This window comes from Amycolatopsis sp. CA-126428 (assembly GCF_002904335.1).
GTDB lineage: Bacteria > Actinomycetota > Actinomycetes > Mycobacteriales > Pseudonocardiaceae > Amycolatopsis.
Map to the genome: position 1 here is coordinate 113,635 of NZ_PPHF01000152.1, position 14,513 is coordinate 128,147.

Here is a 14,513-nt window from a genome sequence, read left to right on the forward strand (position 1 = left end):
GATGGCTTCCATCACCTACGACAAGGCGACCCGGCGCTACGCCGGCTCGGAGCGCCCCGCGGTCGACGCGCTGGACCTGGAGATCGCCGACGGCGAGTTCCTCGTGCTGGTCGGCCCGTCCGGCTGCGGCAAGTCGACCAGCCTGCGCATGCTGGCCGGCCTCGAGGACATCGACGACGGCGCGGTCTGGATCGGCGACCGCGACGTCACCCAGCTGCCGCCGCGCTCGCGTGACATCGCGATGGTGTTCCAGAACTACGCGCTGTACCCGCACATGACGGTCGCGCAGAACATGGGCTTCGCGCTGAAGATCGCCGGGCGGCCCGCGTCCGAGATCAAGCAGAAGGTCCTCGAGGCGGCGAAGCTGCTGGACATCGTGGACTACCTCGACCGCAAGCCGAAGGCGCTCTCCGGCGGTCAGCGCCAGCGCGTCGCGATGGGCCGCGCGATCGTCCGCGAGCCGCAGGTCTTCCTGATGGACGAGCCGCTGTCGAACCTCGACGCCAAGCTGCGGGTGTCGACGCGTACGCAGATCGCCGCGCTCCAGCGCCGCCTTGGCGTCACGACGGTGTACGTCACGCACGACCAGGTCGAGGCCATGACGATGGGTGACCGCGTCGCGGTGCTCTCGGACGGCCTGCTCATGCAGTGCGACACCCCGCGCGCGCTGTACGACCGGCCCGCAAACGCTTTCGTCGCCGGGTTCATCGGCTCGCCGGCGATGAACCTCGTCACCGCGAAGCTGACGGCGGACGGCGCCGAGGTCGGTGGGGCGCGCGTGCCGCTGACCCGCGAGACCATCGCGGCGGCCGACGGCGACACCGTGACCCTCGGCTTCCGGCCGGAGGCCCTCGAGGTCGCCACCGGTGACGGCACCCTGCCGATCAAGGTGGAGCTGGTCGAGGAGCTCGGCTCGGACGCCTACGTCTACGGCAAGCTCGCCGAGACCGACGCGGCCGACAACAAGTCCAACGTCGTCGCCCGGGTCGACCCGCGCACGCCGCCGGCCATGGGCGACACCCTGCACCTGCGGATCCGCCCCGACGAGCTGCACGTGTTCTCGGCCACGTCCGGGCTGCGCCTGCCCTGACCTCGGGTCATGGGAAACTGGGAGGCGCTATGACTCCCAGTTTTTCCCATGACTGCAGCCCGCGCGCGCAGGTCGACATCGACCTCGACGCGATCCGCCACAACCTCACCCTGCTGGGCGCCCGCGCGCCCGGCGCCGAGGTGATGGCCGTGGTCAAAGCCGACGCCTACGGCCACGGCGCGCTGCCGGTGGCGCGCGCCGCGGTCGAGGCCGGGGCCACCTGGCTGGGCACCTGCTCGCTCGGCGAGGCTCTCGCCCTGCGCGAAGCCGGCCTCAAGACCCGGCTGTTCAGCTGGCTGGACACCCCCGACGTCGACTTCGCGCCGGGCGTCGAAAACGACATCGACCTCGCCGCCAGCTCGCTGGGTGAGCTTCGCCGCATCGCGGCCGCGGCGAAACCGGGTATCCCGGCGCGTGTGCACCTCAAAATCGACACCGGGCTCTCGCGCAACGGCTGCCCGCCCGCCGCGTGGGCCGAACTGGTCGAAGCGGCGGCCGCCGAACCGCGGGTCGAGGTCGTCGCGATCTGGTCCCACCTCGCGTGTGCCGACGAGCCGGACCACCCGGCGACCGACCTGCAGGCCAAGCGCTTCGCCGACGCCTACGACACCGCCCGCGCCGCCGGGCTCGACCCCATGCGGCACCTGGCGAACTCCGCGGCCCTGCTCACCCGGCCCGACCTGCACTTCGACATCGTCCGGCCCGGCATCGCGATGTACGGGCTGAACCCGGTGCCGCAGCCGGAAGACCTGCGCCCGGCCATGACGTTCCGGTCGGCCGTCGCGCTGGTCAAGCGGATCGAGGCCGGGGAATCGGTGTCCTACGGGCACACCTGGACCGCTTCGCGGGACACGAACCTGGCGCTCGTCCCGGCCGGGTACGCCGACGGCGTCCCGCGGTCGCTGTCCGGGCGCATGGACGTACTCCTCGGCGGGCAGCGGCGGCCGGTCGCCGGGCGCGTCTGCATGGACCAGCTGGTGGTCGACTGCGGTGACTACGAGCCGTCCGTCGGCGACGAGGTCGTCCTCTTCGGCGCCGGCGCGCACGGCGAGCCGACCGCCCGGGAATGGGCCGACAAGCTGGGCACCATCGACTACGAGATCGTGACCTCGATGTACCGGCCGCGGGTGCGGCGCCGGTATCTGGGGGAAAGCTCGTGACTCCTTCACGACGATTGCTGGCCATCGCCGGCGGGGTCGGGGCCCTGGCCACCGGGACCGCCGCCGCCATCGCGGTCGCCGCCCAGCAGCGGCGGTACAGTGAGGATCCGTACGTGGACGAGCCGTTGGGGGAGCTGAAGCCGGACCGCACTTCCACGGTCGCGGCCGAGGACGGCACGCCGCTTTCGGTCGAGGAGATCGACCCGGAGGACGGCGGCGAACCGGAACTGACCGTCGTGGGGGTCCACGGCTTCGCGCTTTCGCGGCGCTGCTGGCACTTCCAGCGTCGTGACCTCGCGTCGCTCCGGCTGCCTCGCGTGCGTCAGGTGTACTACGACCACCGCAGCCACGGGCTGTCCGGCGCGGCTTCGACCGAGACGTCGACCATCGAACAGCTGGCCCGGGACCTGGACTGCGTGCTGCGGTCCGTGGTGCCGGAGGGGCCCATCGTGCTGATGGGGCACTCGATGGGCGGCATGGTGATCATGGAGCTGGCCGCCGAGTTCCCTTCGCTGTTCGAAGAGCGGGTGGAAGGGGTCGCCTTCATCGCGACGGCGGCGGGCGAAGTCGGCGCACGCGGGTTGCCGCGTTCACTGCTCTCGAAGTACAACCCGCTGACGCGGGCCGCCGGTGGGCTCGCCGGGTGGCAGCCGGGGCTGGTGGAGTTCGTCCGCGCGGCGGGCGGCCAGCTGACGCGCCAAGCCGTGCGCCGGCTGGCGTTCGGCAGCCGCGACGTCGCGCCGCGGCTCGTCGACTTCATGCTCGAGATGCTGGAAGTGACGCCGGTGCGCGGGCTCGTCAACTTCATTGACACCCTCGGCAGCCACAACCGCTACGCCGCGCTGGCCGGCCTGAAGCACGCGCAAGTGCTGGTCATCGGCGGCGATTCGGACCGGTTCACGCCGTTCTCGCACGCCGAGCGGATCGCCTCCGAGCTGCCCGACGCCGAGCTGGTGCGCGTCCGCGGCGCCGGGCACATGGTGCTGCTCGAACAGCCCGAGCTGGTGAACAGCCATCTGATCGATCTCCTGCAACGCTGTTCCGGTGTGGACGGCGAATCCTCGTCCCGGCGAACCTGGTGGTGGCAGCGTTGAGTTTCGTGTTCCCGACCCCCGAAGACACGATGGAGTTCGGGCGGTCCCTCGGCCGATCCCTGCGCGCGGGTGACCTCGTGCTGCTGGCGGGTCCCCTCGGCGCGGGCAAGACGACGCTGACCCGCGGCATCGCGGACGGCCTGGGCGTCGGCGGCCGGGTGAGCTCCCCGACGTTCGTGCTGGCCCGCGTCCACCCGGCGGGCGCTCTTGGCGTGCCCTTGGTGCACGTGGACGCGTACCGCCTGGGCGGCGACCTTTCGCAGCTGGACGACCTGGACCTGGACACGGACCTCGAGCGCTCGGCCATCGTGGTCGAGTGGGGCGAAGGCTCGGCCGAGCGCCTGTCTTCGGATTACCTGGTGGTCCGGCTGGACCGCCGCGAGGACGACGTCCGCGAGATCACCCTCGAACCGCACGGCACCTGGACCGACCGCACTCCGGAGCTCGCCGAGATGTCGTGAGTGGTAAGGAGGGTTCTAACCCTCCTTACCACTCACGACCTCGGTGGCTGCGCTCAGCCGCCGTTGTACTGCTGGTAGGCCGGTGCCCGGAAGGTCCGGGCGCCGGCGCCCGCGATCTTGTCGACCGCGCGCAGGAACTTCGGCCCCATCTTCGCGCTGGCCTGCCGGACCGGGTGCGTGGCCCCGAAGTCCTCCGGGTTCGCCTGGCCGTGCGCGAACATCGAGTAGATCAACACCGGCTTGCCCGCGGCGTCGAACATGATCCCGGCCTCGTTGCGGCCGTCGTTCAGCCAGCCCGCCTTCGTGGCGATCCTCGCCCGATCGGCGGACGACATCTCACGGCGGACACCGTCGGTGAACGCCACCTGCGACCGCAGGAGGGACAGCAGGTAATCCGTCGACGCCGGGCTCAGCAAGGTGCCCGCGACCAGCGCCTTCAGCAGGTCGTGGGTCTCGCGCGGAGTGGTCTGGCCGAGGAAGTAGCGGTTCGGGTTGGCCACCGGCGTCACCTGGGTCTTGGGGAAGCCCTTGGCCACCAGGATCTGGTTGATCTCGGCCGCCGGAACCACGAGCCCCACCAGCCGGACGCACGTGTCGTCCGAAACCGTGAGGAACAGCGACAGGACGTGGCCCAGCGTGAACGCGCTCGGGTACGCCTTGTCCAGGATGATGATGCCGTCACCACCCGGCACGACGATGCTCGCCGGCACCTGGACCTGCTGGTCCAGGGTGAGCAGGCCACGGTCGATCTTGTCCATCAAGGTGACCGCGACGGCCACCTTGTTCACGCTGTACGCCTCGACGACCTCGTCGGACGCCACGTCGACGGCCACCTGGTCGGCCACGCTGATGTAGGAGTTCCAGACGCCGCCAGCCTCAGCGGCCGCGTCGTCGTAGACGCGCTTCACCTTCTGCCTGGCCCGGTCCGGTGTGGCCGGGCTGGCCTCGATGTCTGCTTCCTGCGCGAACGCGGGAGAGCCGGTCAGAACGCTTCCGGCGACGACAGCGGTCCCCAAGCCGAACGCCGCTCGCCTGTTGAGTCGATACCCCATCGCAAGATCCAACCACGAATGGACGAACCTCGTGAGTGGTAACGCGGGTTCTAATCCGCTTTACCACTCACGACCGCGCGCGCGACGCCCAGGTCCACGAGGTCCTGCGGCCGCAGGTGCAGCTGGTTGGCGATGTCCGGTACCTCCGAAGCCGGCCGCTTGAGGATCGCCGCCGCCGCTTCCGGTGAGGTCACCGAGAAGTACGCGTCCGGGGCCACCCACGTCGAACCCGCCGCGGCGAACGCCAGTGCGCCGCCCGAGCCGCCTTCGCCGATCACCAGCGTCGTCACCGGGACCGAAGCCGTCGCCACCGCCTCGAACATCTCCGCGATCGCGCCGCCCGCGCCCGCCTGCTCCGCCGCCGCGTCGTTCGCCGCGCCCGGGGTGTCGACCAGCGTCAGCACCGGGATGCCCAGGCGCGACGCCAGCCGCACCAGCCGGGCCGCCGTCCGGAAGCCCGAGGGCAACGTCGGCGTGCCGCACTGGGCCGCGTACGCGACCGTCCGCCCGTCGCGCCGGCCGAAGCCGCACGCGACACCGGGATCCGCGCCGCCGACGCGGTCGCCGCTGATGTCCTGCCGCCAGTCGAAGTACGCGTCGAGGTACTCCGCCGCCCGGGCCCGCGATGGTGACCGCGCCGCCTGAACCGCTTCCCAGCCGGTCGCAGGCACCGAAACGGCCCGCAGCGCGGAGGGCGGTGGAGCCGCGGCCGACGAATGCGCGGTCAGCAGCCGCAGCCACCGTTCCAGCGTCGCGCCGAGCTCCTCCGGTGCCACGACGGCGTCGACCTGACCCCAGCCGAAGTGCGCCTCCGCGGTGTACGCCTCCGGCGAGCCGGCCGGGCGCACCCGCGAGCCCGCGAAGCCGACCTGCGCTTCCGGCAGCGCGAGGATGACGTCGGCACCCGCGCCGAGCGTCGCCCAGCCGCCGCCGGTCGTGGGGTCGCGCAGCACCGAGATCTGGGGGATGCCCACGGACCGCGTCAACGCCGACGCCCGCGCCACCCGCTGCAGCTGCATCAACGCGCGCATGCCCTGCTGCATGCGGCTGCCGCCGGTCGCGATCAGCGACACCACCGGCAGCCGCACGTCGCGGGCGTGCGCGAACGCCGCTTCGATCCGGTCGCCGGTGCGCTGCCCGAGCGACCCGCCGAGGAACCCGAACTCGAAGGCGATCAGCACGGCTTCGACGTCGCCGATCTTCGCCGTCCCGCAGAGGACCGATTCCTTCTCACCCGTGCGCTCTTCCGCGGCGGAACGCGCTTCCCGGTAACCCGGCCAGCCGATCGGGCCGTCGGCGGGCTCCTCGCGCAGCGGGGTCGGGAACTCCGTGAAACCGCTTCCGATGGCGCCGAGGATCTCGCGCGCCGGCAGCCTAGGCACCGAGCGCCCGCTTCAGGACCTTGCCCATGTCGTTGCGGGGCAACGCGTCCAGGTACCGGACGACCCGCGGGCGCTTGTGCGGCGCGAGCAGTTTCGCGACGTGGTCGGCGAGCTCGTCGGCGGCCGGTGGCTCGCCGGCGGGCACGATCCAGGCGACTATCCGCTCGCCGAGGTCGTCGTCCGGTTCGCCGGTGACGGCCGCCTCGGCGACGCCGGGGTGTTCGAGCAGCGCGTTCTCGATCTCGCCCGCGCCGATCTTGTAGCCGCCGCTCTTGATCAGGTCGGTCGCCTTGCGCCCGACGATCTTGACGTACCCGTCGGTGTCACGCGTCGCCATGTCGCCGGTGCGGAACCAGCCGCCGTCGAACGCGGCCGCGGTCGCGTCCGGGCGGTTGAGGTACTCGGTGAACAGGTTCGGCCCGCGGACCTGTATTTCGCCGACGGTTTCGACGTCTTCGATCACTTCGCCGGCGTCGCCGACCAGCCGCAGTTCGACGCCCCGCAGCGGGACGCCGACCGTGCCGGGCTTGCGCTCGCCGTCCGCGCGGACGCTCGTGTTCATCAGCGTCTCGGTCATGCCGTAGCGCTCGACGACCTGCTGGCCGGTCGCCGCGGTGATCCGCTGGTGGTCGTGCACCGGCAGCGCCGCGGACCCGGAGACGAGCAGCCGGGCCCGCTTGAGCGCGTCGGCGAGCGTGGCGTCGGAGCCGACCTCGCCGGCGATCCGGTGGTACATCGTCGGCACGCCGAACAGCATCGTCGCGCCGGCCGCCAGCTCCCGCGCGACGCCCTCGGTCGAGAACCGGCCGAGGTGGCGCACCGAACCGCCGCGGCGCAGCGGGCCGAGGATGCCGAGGATCAGGCCGTGCACGTGGAACAGGGGGAGCGCGTGCACCAGCGTGTCCGCATCGGTCCAGCCCCAGGCGTCCTCCAGGGCGTCCAACGTGGTCGCGAGCGCGCGGCGGGGGAGCACGACACCCTTCGGCGGCCCGGTGGTGCCCGAGGTGTAGACGATCAGCGCCGGGCTTTCCGGGTCGGGCTCGTCCGTGAGCAGCGCTTTCCCGCCGGTCAGGGGGATGTCCCGGCGCGGCAGGGCGGCGAGCCCGGCGGGCAGCTCGGCGCCCGGCTCGGCCAGGACGAGGGCGGGTTCGCTGTCGGCGAGGATGTGGGCGAGCTCGCGCTCGCCGATCTTCGGATTGAGCGGCACCGCCGGCACCCCGGCGAGCAGCGCGGCGACGACCGCGACACTCGTGTGCACGGTCGGCGTCGCCCACACCGCCACCCGGCCGGGTGGCAGCTCGCGGGCGAGACCACCGGCGACGGCGGCGAGGTCGTCGTAGGTCAAGACGTGGTCGCCGAAGCTCAGAGCTTCCTTCGCGGCACCGGCGACGAGCGAGGGGAACAAGGGGTCGGGCACCGCGGGGACCTCCCAGTGTCGGACTCGATCCGCACGTTACCGCGCGGATCGATCCCCTGCAGCAAGCGGCCGTAGGTGCTGGTCGTAGGCTGGGACACCGTGTTGGTACTGGCGATCGATACCTCGACCCCGGCGGTGACCGCGGGCGTCGTCGCGCTGGACGGCGGCTTGGTCGAGACGCGCGGTGACCGCGTCACGGTCGACCCCCGCGCCCACGGAGAGCTGATCACGCCGCACGCGCTGGCCGCCGCCGAGGCCGCCGGGGTGACCCTCAAGGACCTCGACGCGATCGTCGCCGGCGTCGGCCCCGGGCCGTTCACCGGCCTGCGCGCCGGCCTGGCCACCGCCGCCGCGCTCGGCCACGCCCTCGGCATCCCGGTGTACCCGGTCTGCAGCCTCGACGCGCTGGCCGCCGACGTCGCCCCGGGGGACAACGCTTTCCTCGTGCTCACCGACGCCCGCCGCCGCGAGGTCTACTGGGCCGCCTACGACGCCGCCGGCCGGCGCACCGACGGCCCGCACGTCCAGCGCCCCGCGGACCTCGAGACCGACGTCAAGGTGGCGGCCGGGGACGGCGCCGTCCTGTACGCCGACGTGCTCGACGTCCGGCCGGTCGAGCCGCGCTTCCCGTCGCCCGCCGGTCTGGTGAAGGTCGCGAAGGACGCGTTGCTGGCGAAGGAACCGCCGGCGCCGCTGACGCCGTTGTACCTGCGTCGTCCCGACGCCGCCGAGCCCGCGGCGCCGAAACGGGTGACCGCTCCGTGAGACTCGGACCCCTGCGCCGCATGGACATCGCCCGGTGCGTGGAGATCGAGAAGATCCTGTTCCCCGGCGACGACCCGTGGAGCGCCCGCGCCTTCCACTCCGAACTGGACGCGGGCAACTTCTACCTCGCCGCCCGCCCGGACGAGGGCGATGAGCTGCTCGGCTACGCCGGGCTGGCCGTCGTCGGGCGCCGCCGTGGCGAGTACGAGGCGACCGTGCACACCATCGGCGTCGCGCCCGAGCACCAGGGCCAGGGCATCGGCACGGCACTGCTGCAGGCGCTGCTGACGCGGGCCGACGAGTTCGAGGCGCCGGTCTTCCTCGAGGTCCGCACGGACAACACCACCGCGCTCGCCCTGTACGAGCGCCACGGCTTCGAACGGCTCGGCATCCGGAAGCGCTACTACCAGCCTTCCGGTGCCGACGCGTACACGATGGTCCGCCCGGCGCGGACGCGAGACGGGGTGGCGGGCTGATGGCACGCATCATCATGGGTATCGAGAGCTCGTGCGACGAGACCGGCGTCGGGTTGGTCCGGCTGCACGACGACGGCACGGTCGAGTTGCTGGCGGACGAGGTCGCCTCCAGTGTCGAGCAGCACGCCCGGTTCGGCGGTGTGGTGCCTGAGGTCGCCAGTCGTGCGCACCTGGAGGCGATGGTGCCGACGACTGAGCGGGCGTTCGCCACGGCTGGTCTTTCGCTGTCCGATGTGGACGCTATTGCGGTGACGGCCGGTCCGGGGCTGGCGGGGGCGCTGCTGGTCGGCGTCTCGGCGGCGAAGGCGTATGCGACGGCGTTGGATGTGCCTTTGTACGGCGTCAACCACCTGGCCGGGCACATCGCGGTGGACACGTTGCAGCATGGGCCGTTGCCGACGCCGTGCCTGGCGTTGCTCGTTTCCGGTGGGCACACTCAGCTGCTGCGCGTTGATGACATCGCGTCTTCGATCACCGAGCTGGGGTCCACGGTGGATGATGCGGCCGGTGAGGCTTACGACAAGGTTGCTCGTGTGCTCGGGTTGCCGTACCCGGGTGGGCCGCCGATCGACAAGGCGGCCAAGAACGGGAATCCGGCGGCGATTGCGTTTCCCCGTGGGATGACGGGGCCGCGGGATGCTGCCTTTGATTTTTCCTTCTCCGGGTTGAAGACTTCGGTTGCGCGCTGGGTCGAAGGCGCTGCTCGCCGTGGTGAGGAGATTCCGGTGGATGACGTTGCGGCGTCGTTCCAGGAGGCCGTTGCGGATGTGCTGACCTCGAAGGCGATCCGTGCGGCGAAGGAGCAGGGGATCGATACCATGGTGATTTCCGGTGGGGTGGCTGCGAATTCGCGGTTGAAGGAGCTGGCTGCGGAGCGTTGTGCTGTTGCGGGTATTGAGCTGCGGGTTCCTCGGCCGCGGCTTTGCACGGACAATGGCGCGATGATCGCGGCTTTGGGGGCGCACGTGGTGGCGGGCAAGCGGCCGACTGCTCCGTTGGACTTCAGTGCCAATCCGGCGTTGCCGGTGAATGTGGTGTCGCTCTAGCGGTACTTCTCCGCCACCCCGAAGCCTGGATTGTGACTACGGCTTCGGATCGGGGTTGCGGGGGGTCTGGCTGGCCTGGGGCTGGTTTATGCGTTCGGGATGCGGTCTACGGAGCCGCTGCCGGGCTCGGAGCCGCGGCCCGGACGCCCAGCAGTTCCTCGATTGCCGCGACCGCCAGCACCGCCGCGTTTCCTTCACCGTAAGGGTTTCCCACCTGCGCGGGCCTTAGCTCCCCGCTCAGCAATCGCGCCGCCGTGTCCGCGATGCGCTCGGTGTCCGTTCCCGCCAGCCATGCGCAACCCGCCTCCACCACTTCCACGCGCTCGGTCACCTCGCGCAGCACCACCACCGGGGTGCCGAACGTCGGCGCTTCCTCCTGGATGCCGCCCGAATCCGTCAGGACCAGGGCCGCCAGCCGTAGCGCTCGGACCAGGTCCGGGTACTCCAGCGGGTCCGTCACCGTTACCCGGGGCAAGCCGGCCAGTGCCGCCTCCACCTGGGCGCGGACCTGGGGGTTGGGGTGCGCCGGGAACAGCACCTGGACGTCCGGGTGCTCGGCCACGATCAGCTGCACCGCCGCCAGCGTCCGCTCCAGGGGCTCGCCCCAGGACTCCCGGCGGTGGGACGTGACCAGCACCAGGCGCTCGCCCGCCTCCGCGAGCTCCATCTCCAGCAACGCCAGGGCCGTGTCGCGCGCCGGCAGGTCGCGGGCCGCGATCTCCAGGACCGCGTCGACCACCGTGTTGCCCGTGACCGCTATCTGCTGCCGCGCAACACCTTCCGAGCGCAACGCCGCCGCCGCGCCCAGGGTCGGCGCCAGGTGCAGCGCCGCGATGCGGGACACCATCTGTCGCGCGCCTTCCTCCGGGAACGGTGCCGCGAGGTCGTGGGTGCGCAGCCCGGCTTCCAGGTGGACCACCGGGATACCCAGCCAGAACGCGGCCAACGCGCCCGCGAGCGTCGTCGTCGTGTCGCCTTGGACGACCAGCGCGGCCGGTGCGTGGCTGCGCAGTGCGTCGTCGAGCGCGGGCAGCAGGCCCGCGACCAGCTCGGCCTGGCCGCCGGTCACCCGCGGTGGCACGTCGAGCCACACGTCCACGGCCAGCCCGAACGGCTCCAATGCCTGCTCGACCATGCCCGGGTGCTGGCCGCTGTGCACCACCACCGGGCGCAGCACCGGGTGGGCCGCCAGCGCCAGGGCCAGCGGCGCGAGCTTGACGGCTTCCGGCCGCGTCCCGGCCAGCAACATCACGTCCACCCCGTGCCGCCCCTTCTCCACATCGTCCAGTGTCCAGCAAATTTCCATCTACGGGGGGCCGCCGGCGTGCGAGGGGCACACGCCGGCGGCCCGGGTCACCGCCTCAGTCCCGCGCCCGGGAAAGACGGCGGTTGCGGCGGTGGACGGCGATCAGCGCGACGGTCCCGAGCAGGACCAAGAGCACGCCGAGGGCCAGCCACCAGCCGATGTCGGCGCCGGTGGCGGCGAGGGTGCCCACCCCGCCACCGGCCACGCCGACTCCGGCGCCCGGCATCTTGTACATCCGGACCTCGCTCAGGCTCGCGCGGAACGGCGGCGGAAGATGCGGGTGCCGACCGGCAGCGCGACGGCGCCCAGCAGGCAGAGCCCGATCCACAGGCCCGCACCCGACGCCAGCGGCATCGGCGGCGCGGCCGGGCCGCAGGTCGCCGACGACACGACGACGTCACCCGAGCCGAGGGCTTTGAGCCCTTCGCCGAGCAGCTTCACGTGGACGGCGTTGACCGTGAGGCTGCCGTCGGGGTTCTTCACCTGCTCGTTGAGGATGATCGTCGCGACGTTGAGCGCGCCGAGACCGACCTTGATCTGCGTGTTCGCGGCCGGGGCGGCGTCGACCGCGCCGACACTGCCGAGGTTCGCGCCGACCAGTTTCGTGCTGCCTTCGACGCCCTTCTGCGTCGCCGTGCACACGGCCTCGACGAGCTTGATGCCGACGTTGCCGAGCGCCGCCTTGAGCAGCGGCAGCCCGACGTCGGCGGTGCTCGCCTTCGCCGTCACCGCACCGGAATTCTCGTCGCGCTTGGCTTCGGTGTTGATCGCGCCGGCGGTGAGGATGCCGGTGAGGTCGACCTTCGCCAGGCTGCTGCTCGTCGGGCCCGCGGTGTTCGCGGCCGCGAACGGGCCCGCCTTCACCGCGTTCTGGCCGAGCAGCTTGACGTCGACCTTGACGCCGTACGCCGATCCGTCGCCGGGAGCCGCCGAAGCGGGGGCCGCGCCGGCGAGCACGACGCTCGCCACGACCGCGGCGAGCAGCCCGCCACGGCGCACGAGGGAGCTCTTCATCAAGTGGTCCTCCGAATTCGCTGGATTTATCGGGGGTGCGTGACGGCGGCGCGGATCGACCCGGCTAGCCATGACTCGGCACGCGGATCGACTATCGCGAAGACCGGCCCGAATAGCACAGAAAATTTCCCGAATCACCGGATCGGGTAAGGCTCGGTGCCGTTTTCGCTGGTCGTTTCCTTATCACTCTGATGGCGTAACAAGTTCGGCTGAGGTCCAGCCGATTGGGGCCGCGTTTCCACCCCTCCGGGTGGAAACGCGGGGCACATGTGTCCTACGCTCGCCCGTGCTCCCAACTCGATCGGGAAATCGACACCGAGAGGAACGTCGTGGCGGTAGCGAGCGCTCCGAACTCAGGAATGGCAAGGTTTCCGCTGGTCGTCGCCCTGGGCGCGCTGGCCGCGGCGGGTGTCGTGGTGGTGCTGGCCGAGCGGTTCTACCGCGAGCTCGAAGTGCGGCTCGCCGGGGTGATCCTCGATCTGTTCACTACATCGGGTGTTTATGTGGCCCCCGATCGGGAGTCTGTTTACTTTGGGTTGACCAGTGCTGCTCCGTTCGGGTTGAGAATGACGCCGGAATGTTCCTCGGCGTTCCTTTTGCTCCCGCTGCTCGTTGTGACGATGGCCATGCTGTACTTCCGGCCGTCGAATGCGCGGCGGCTCTTCTTTTCGCTCGGCATTTCGGCGCTCGTCGTCGTGCTGGTGAACCAGTTGCGCATTCTGACGATCGTCGGGCTCGTGCACTGGTTCGGCACCGACGAGGGCTACTACTGGGGCCACACGCTGCTCGGCTCGATGGTGAGCGTGTTCGGCGGCGCCGTCTCGATCGTCTTGTTCGTCTGGCTTTCGACGCGGAAGAAGAATGCATGAGCGTCAAGGTCCTGCTGGCCATCACGCAGGCGTTCGCGCTGACCATGAGCGTGGCGTTCCTCGTCTACGTCGTGGTGATCGTGGTGCCGTACCTGCGCCGCAAGCCCGCTCCGGCCGGCGACCCGGCCGGCTTCACGTGGCACTTCTTCGTACCGTGCCGCGACGAGCAGACGGTCATCCGCGAGACGATCCGCTACCTGCGCACCGCGTTCCGCCGGGCGCACGTCTGGGTCGTCGACGACGACTCGGAGGACCGCACCGCCCGCGTCGTCCGGATGCTGTGGCGGCGCCACGGCGGCTACGACCCGTACCTGCACCTGGTGCCGCGCGTGCGCCCCGAAGCCCGGACCGGCAAGGGGGACGCGCTCAACGCGGCCTACCGAGCACTGAACGACTGGATGGGTCCGGACACCGACCGCGACGACGTCGTCGTGGTGGTCGTCGACGCCGACGGCCGCCCGTCGCCGAACTGCCTGGAGGTCTGCGCCGCGGACCACCTCTTCGGCGATCCGGCGGTCGGTGCGGTGCAGCTCGACGTCCGGATGGGCAACGTGGAGACGCCGCCGCCGTCGCGCAACCCGCTCGGCCGCTGGTTCGGCCTCAAGCTCGCGCAGCTGCAGGACCTGGAGTTCCGGACGGCGATCGCGGCGATCCAGACGTCCCGCGGGTTCACCGGCACGATCTCGATGGGCGGCAACGGCCAGTTCACCCGCCTCACCGCGCTGGACTCGATCGCCGGCGACGCGGGGGAGCCGTGGCGCGGCTCGCTGCTGGAGGACTTCGAACTCGGCGTCCACCTGCTCACCGCGGGCTGGCGCACCGGCTTCACCCCGGATGCCCATGTCTCGCAGGAAGGTCTGTACAGCCTGCGGCGGTTCCTCGTGCAGCGCACGCGGTGGGGCCAGGGCACCATGCAGTGCGCCCGGTACCTGCGCCGGATCTGGGATTCACCGCACGTCAGCACCCTCGGCGCGGCGGAGATGATGTACTACCTGGCCCAGCCGTGGCTGCAGCTGCTGGGCTCGCTGCTGTACCCGATCCCGTTCGTCCTGCTGGTGATCGGCACCGCGGGCGACCCGGGGCAGATGTGGACGTGGTTCACCGGCGGCGCCTGGATCCTGTTCGCCATCTACGGCTCGTTCGGGCTGCTGCCGTTCCTCGTCTGGGGCCCGATCTACCAGCTGAAGTGCTTGCGCAGCAAGAACTTCCTGCGCGGGTTGGGGATGGGCTTCGCGTACGCCGCGTACATCTACACGTTCTACGTGACGTCGTGGCGCGCGCTGTTCCGGCTCGTCCGCGGGCGCAACGGCTGGGCGAAGACGCGCCGCAACACCGAGCAGGCGGCCGGGGTGAAGGTCGCGCTCGACGCGTGAGCGCGACC

15 protein-coding genes are annotated in these 14,513 nt (G+C 71.2%); 9 read left to right on the forward strand and 6 right to left on the reverse strand.

The window, feature by feature from the left end:
* Position 1: 1 nt before the first annotated feature.
* Genes C2L58_RS37965 through tsaE form a run of 4 tightly spaced genes read left to right on the forward strand, consistent with a single transcriptional unit; the run spans position 2 to position 3,805 of the window.
* Complete coding sequence (locus C2L58_RS37965; protein ID WP_103342450.1) at positions 2-1,090, forward strand: ABC transporter ATP-binding protein; 1,089 nt, start codon at positions 2-4, stop codon at positions 1,088-1,090.
* Between the two features lie 29 nt (positions 1,091-1,119).
* Positions 1,120-2,250, forward strand: coding sequence for an alanine racemase (gene alr / locus C2L58_RS37970; protein WP_103342451.1), 1,131 nt, complete (start codon positions 1,120-1,122; stop codon positions 2,248-2,250).
* Positions 2,247-3,344, forward strand: a complete 1,098-nt coding sequence (locus C2L58_RS37975) for an alpha/beta fold hydrolase (protein ID WP_199191640.1) — start codon at positions 2,247-2,249, stop codon at positions 3,342-3,344. Before alr ends, C2L58_RS37975 begins: the two co-directional genes overlap by 4 nt.
* Positions 3,341-3,805, forward strand: coding sequence for a tRNA (adenosine(37)-N6)-threonylcarbamoyltransferase complex ATPase subunit type 1 TsaE (gene tsaE / locus C2L58_RS37980; protein ID WP_199191641.1), 465 nt, complete (start codon positions 3,341-3,343; stop codon positions 3,803-3,805). The genes C2L58_RS37975 and tsaE overlap by 4 nt, the downstream gene beginning before the upstream one ends.
* Positions 3,806-3,858: 53 nt before the next feature.
* Here tsaE and C2L58_RS37985 read toward each other — a convergent pair whose 3' ends face one another.
* From C2L58_RS37985 to C2L58_RS37995, 3 genes are all read right to left on the reverse strand, one after another.
* Positions 3,859-4,821 carry a serine hydrolase gene (locus tag C2L58_RS37985; RefSeq protein WP_103342454.1) on the reverse strand — a complete coding sequence of 321 codons (963 nt, stop codon included), beginning with the start codon at positions 4,819-4,821 and terminating at the stop codon, positions 3,859-3,861.
* Between the two features lie 86 nt (positions 4,822-4,907).
* Positions 4,908-6,239, reverse strand: a complete 1,332-nt coding sequence (locus tag C2L58_RS37990) for a carboxyl transferase domain-containing protein (RefSeq protein ID WP_103342455.1) — start codon at positions 6,237-6,239, stop codon at positions 4,908-4,910.
* Complete coding sequence (locus C2L58_RS37995; protein WP_103342456.1) at positions 6,232-7,656, reverse strand: acyl-CoA synthetase; 1,425 nt, start codon at positions 7,654-7,656, stop codon at positions 6,232-6,234. The genes C2L58_RS37990 and C2L58_RS37995 overlap by 8 nt, the downstream gene beginning before the upstream one ends.
* A 99-nt stretch (positions 7,657-7,755) precedes the next feature.
* Here C2L58_RS37995 and tsaB point away from each other — a divergent pair, with 99 nt between their 5' ends.
* From tsaB to tsaD, 3 genes are read left to right on the forward strand one after another with little or no spacing between them, the layout of a single operon-like run.
* Positions 7,756-8,421 carry a tRNA (adenosine(37)-N6)-threonylcarbamoyltransferase complex dimerization subunit type 1 TsaB gene (gene tsaB / locus C2L58_RS38000; protein WP_103342498.1) on the forward strand — a complete coding sequence of 222 codons (666 nt, stop codon included), beginning with the start codon at positions 7,756-7,758 and terminating at the stop codon, positions 8,419-8,421.
* Positions 8,418-8,897 carry a ribosomal protein S18-alanine N-acetyltransferase gene (gene rimI / locus C2L58_RS38005; RefSeq protein WP_103342457.1) on the forward strand — a complete coding sequence of 160 codons (480 nt, stop codon included), beginning with the start codon at positions 8,418-8,420 and terminating at the stop codon, positions 8,895-8,897. Before tsaB ends, rimI begins: the two co-directional genes overlap by 4 nt.
* Complete coding sequence (gene tsaD / locus C2L58_RS38010) at positions 8,897-9,943, forward strand: tRNA (adenosine(37)-N6)-threonylcarbamoyltransferase complex transferase subunit TsaD (protein WP_103342458.1); 1,047 nt, start codon at positions 8,897-8,899, stop codon at positions 9,941-9,943. Before rimI ends, tsaD begins: the two co-directional genes overlap by 1 nt.
* A gap of 106 nt (positions 9,944-10,049) precedes the next feature.
* Here tsaD and wecB read toward each other — a convergent pair whose 3' ends face one another.
* The 3 genes from wecB to C2L58_RS38025 form a co-directional block, all read right to left on the reverse strand.
* Positions 10,050-11,201: a non-hydrolyzing UDP-N-acetylglucosamine 2-epimerase gene (gene wecB / locus C2L58_RS38015; RefSeq protein ID WP_103342499.1), complete on the reverse strand. Its 1,152-nt coding sequence runs from the start codon at positions 11,199-11,201 to the stop codon at positions 10,050-10,052.
* A 103-nt stretch (positions 11,202-11,304) separates the two neighbouring features.
* A complete protein-coding gene (locus tag C2L58_RS38020) occupies positions 11,305-11,484 on the reverse strand; it encodes an LPXTG cell wall anchor domain-containing protein (RefSeq protein ID WP_103342459.1) in 180 nt (59 codons plus the stop codon).
* Between the two features lie 11 nt (positions 11,485-11,495).
* A complete protein-coding gene (locus C2L58_RS38025) occupies positions 11,496-12,263 on the reverse strand; it encodes a choice-of-anchor P family protein (protein ID WP_103342460.1) in 768 nt (255 codons plus the stop codon).
* Positions 12,264-12,622: 359 nt separating this feature from the next.
* Here C2L58_RS38025 and xrtP point away from each other — a divergent pair, with 359 nt between their 5' ends.
* Positions 12,623-13,132 (forward strand): exosortase P, encoded by a 510-nt coding sequence (gene xrtP, locus C2L58_RS38030; protein WP_103342461.1) that lies wholly within the window; start codon positions 12,623-12,625, stop codon positions 13,130-13,132.
* Positions 13,129-14,505, forward strand: a complete 1,377-nt coding sequence (locus tag C2L58_RS38035; protein WP_103342462.1) for a glycosyltransferase family 2 protein — start codon at positions 13,129-13,131, stop codon at positions 14,503-14,505. The genes xrtP and C2L58_RS38035 overlap by 4 nt, the downstream gene beginning before the upstream one ends.
* Positions 14,506-14,513: the final 8 nt, after the last annotated feature.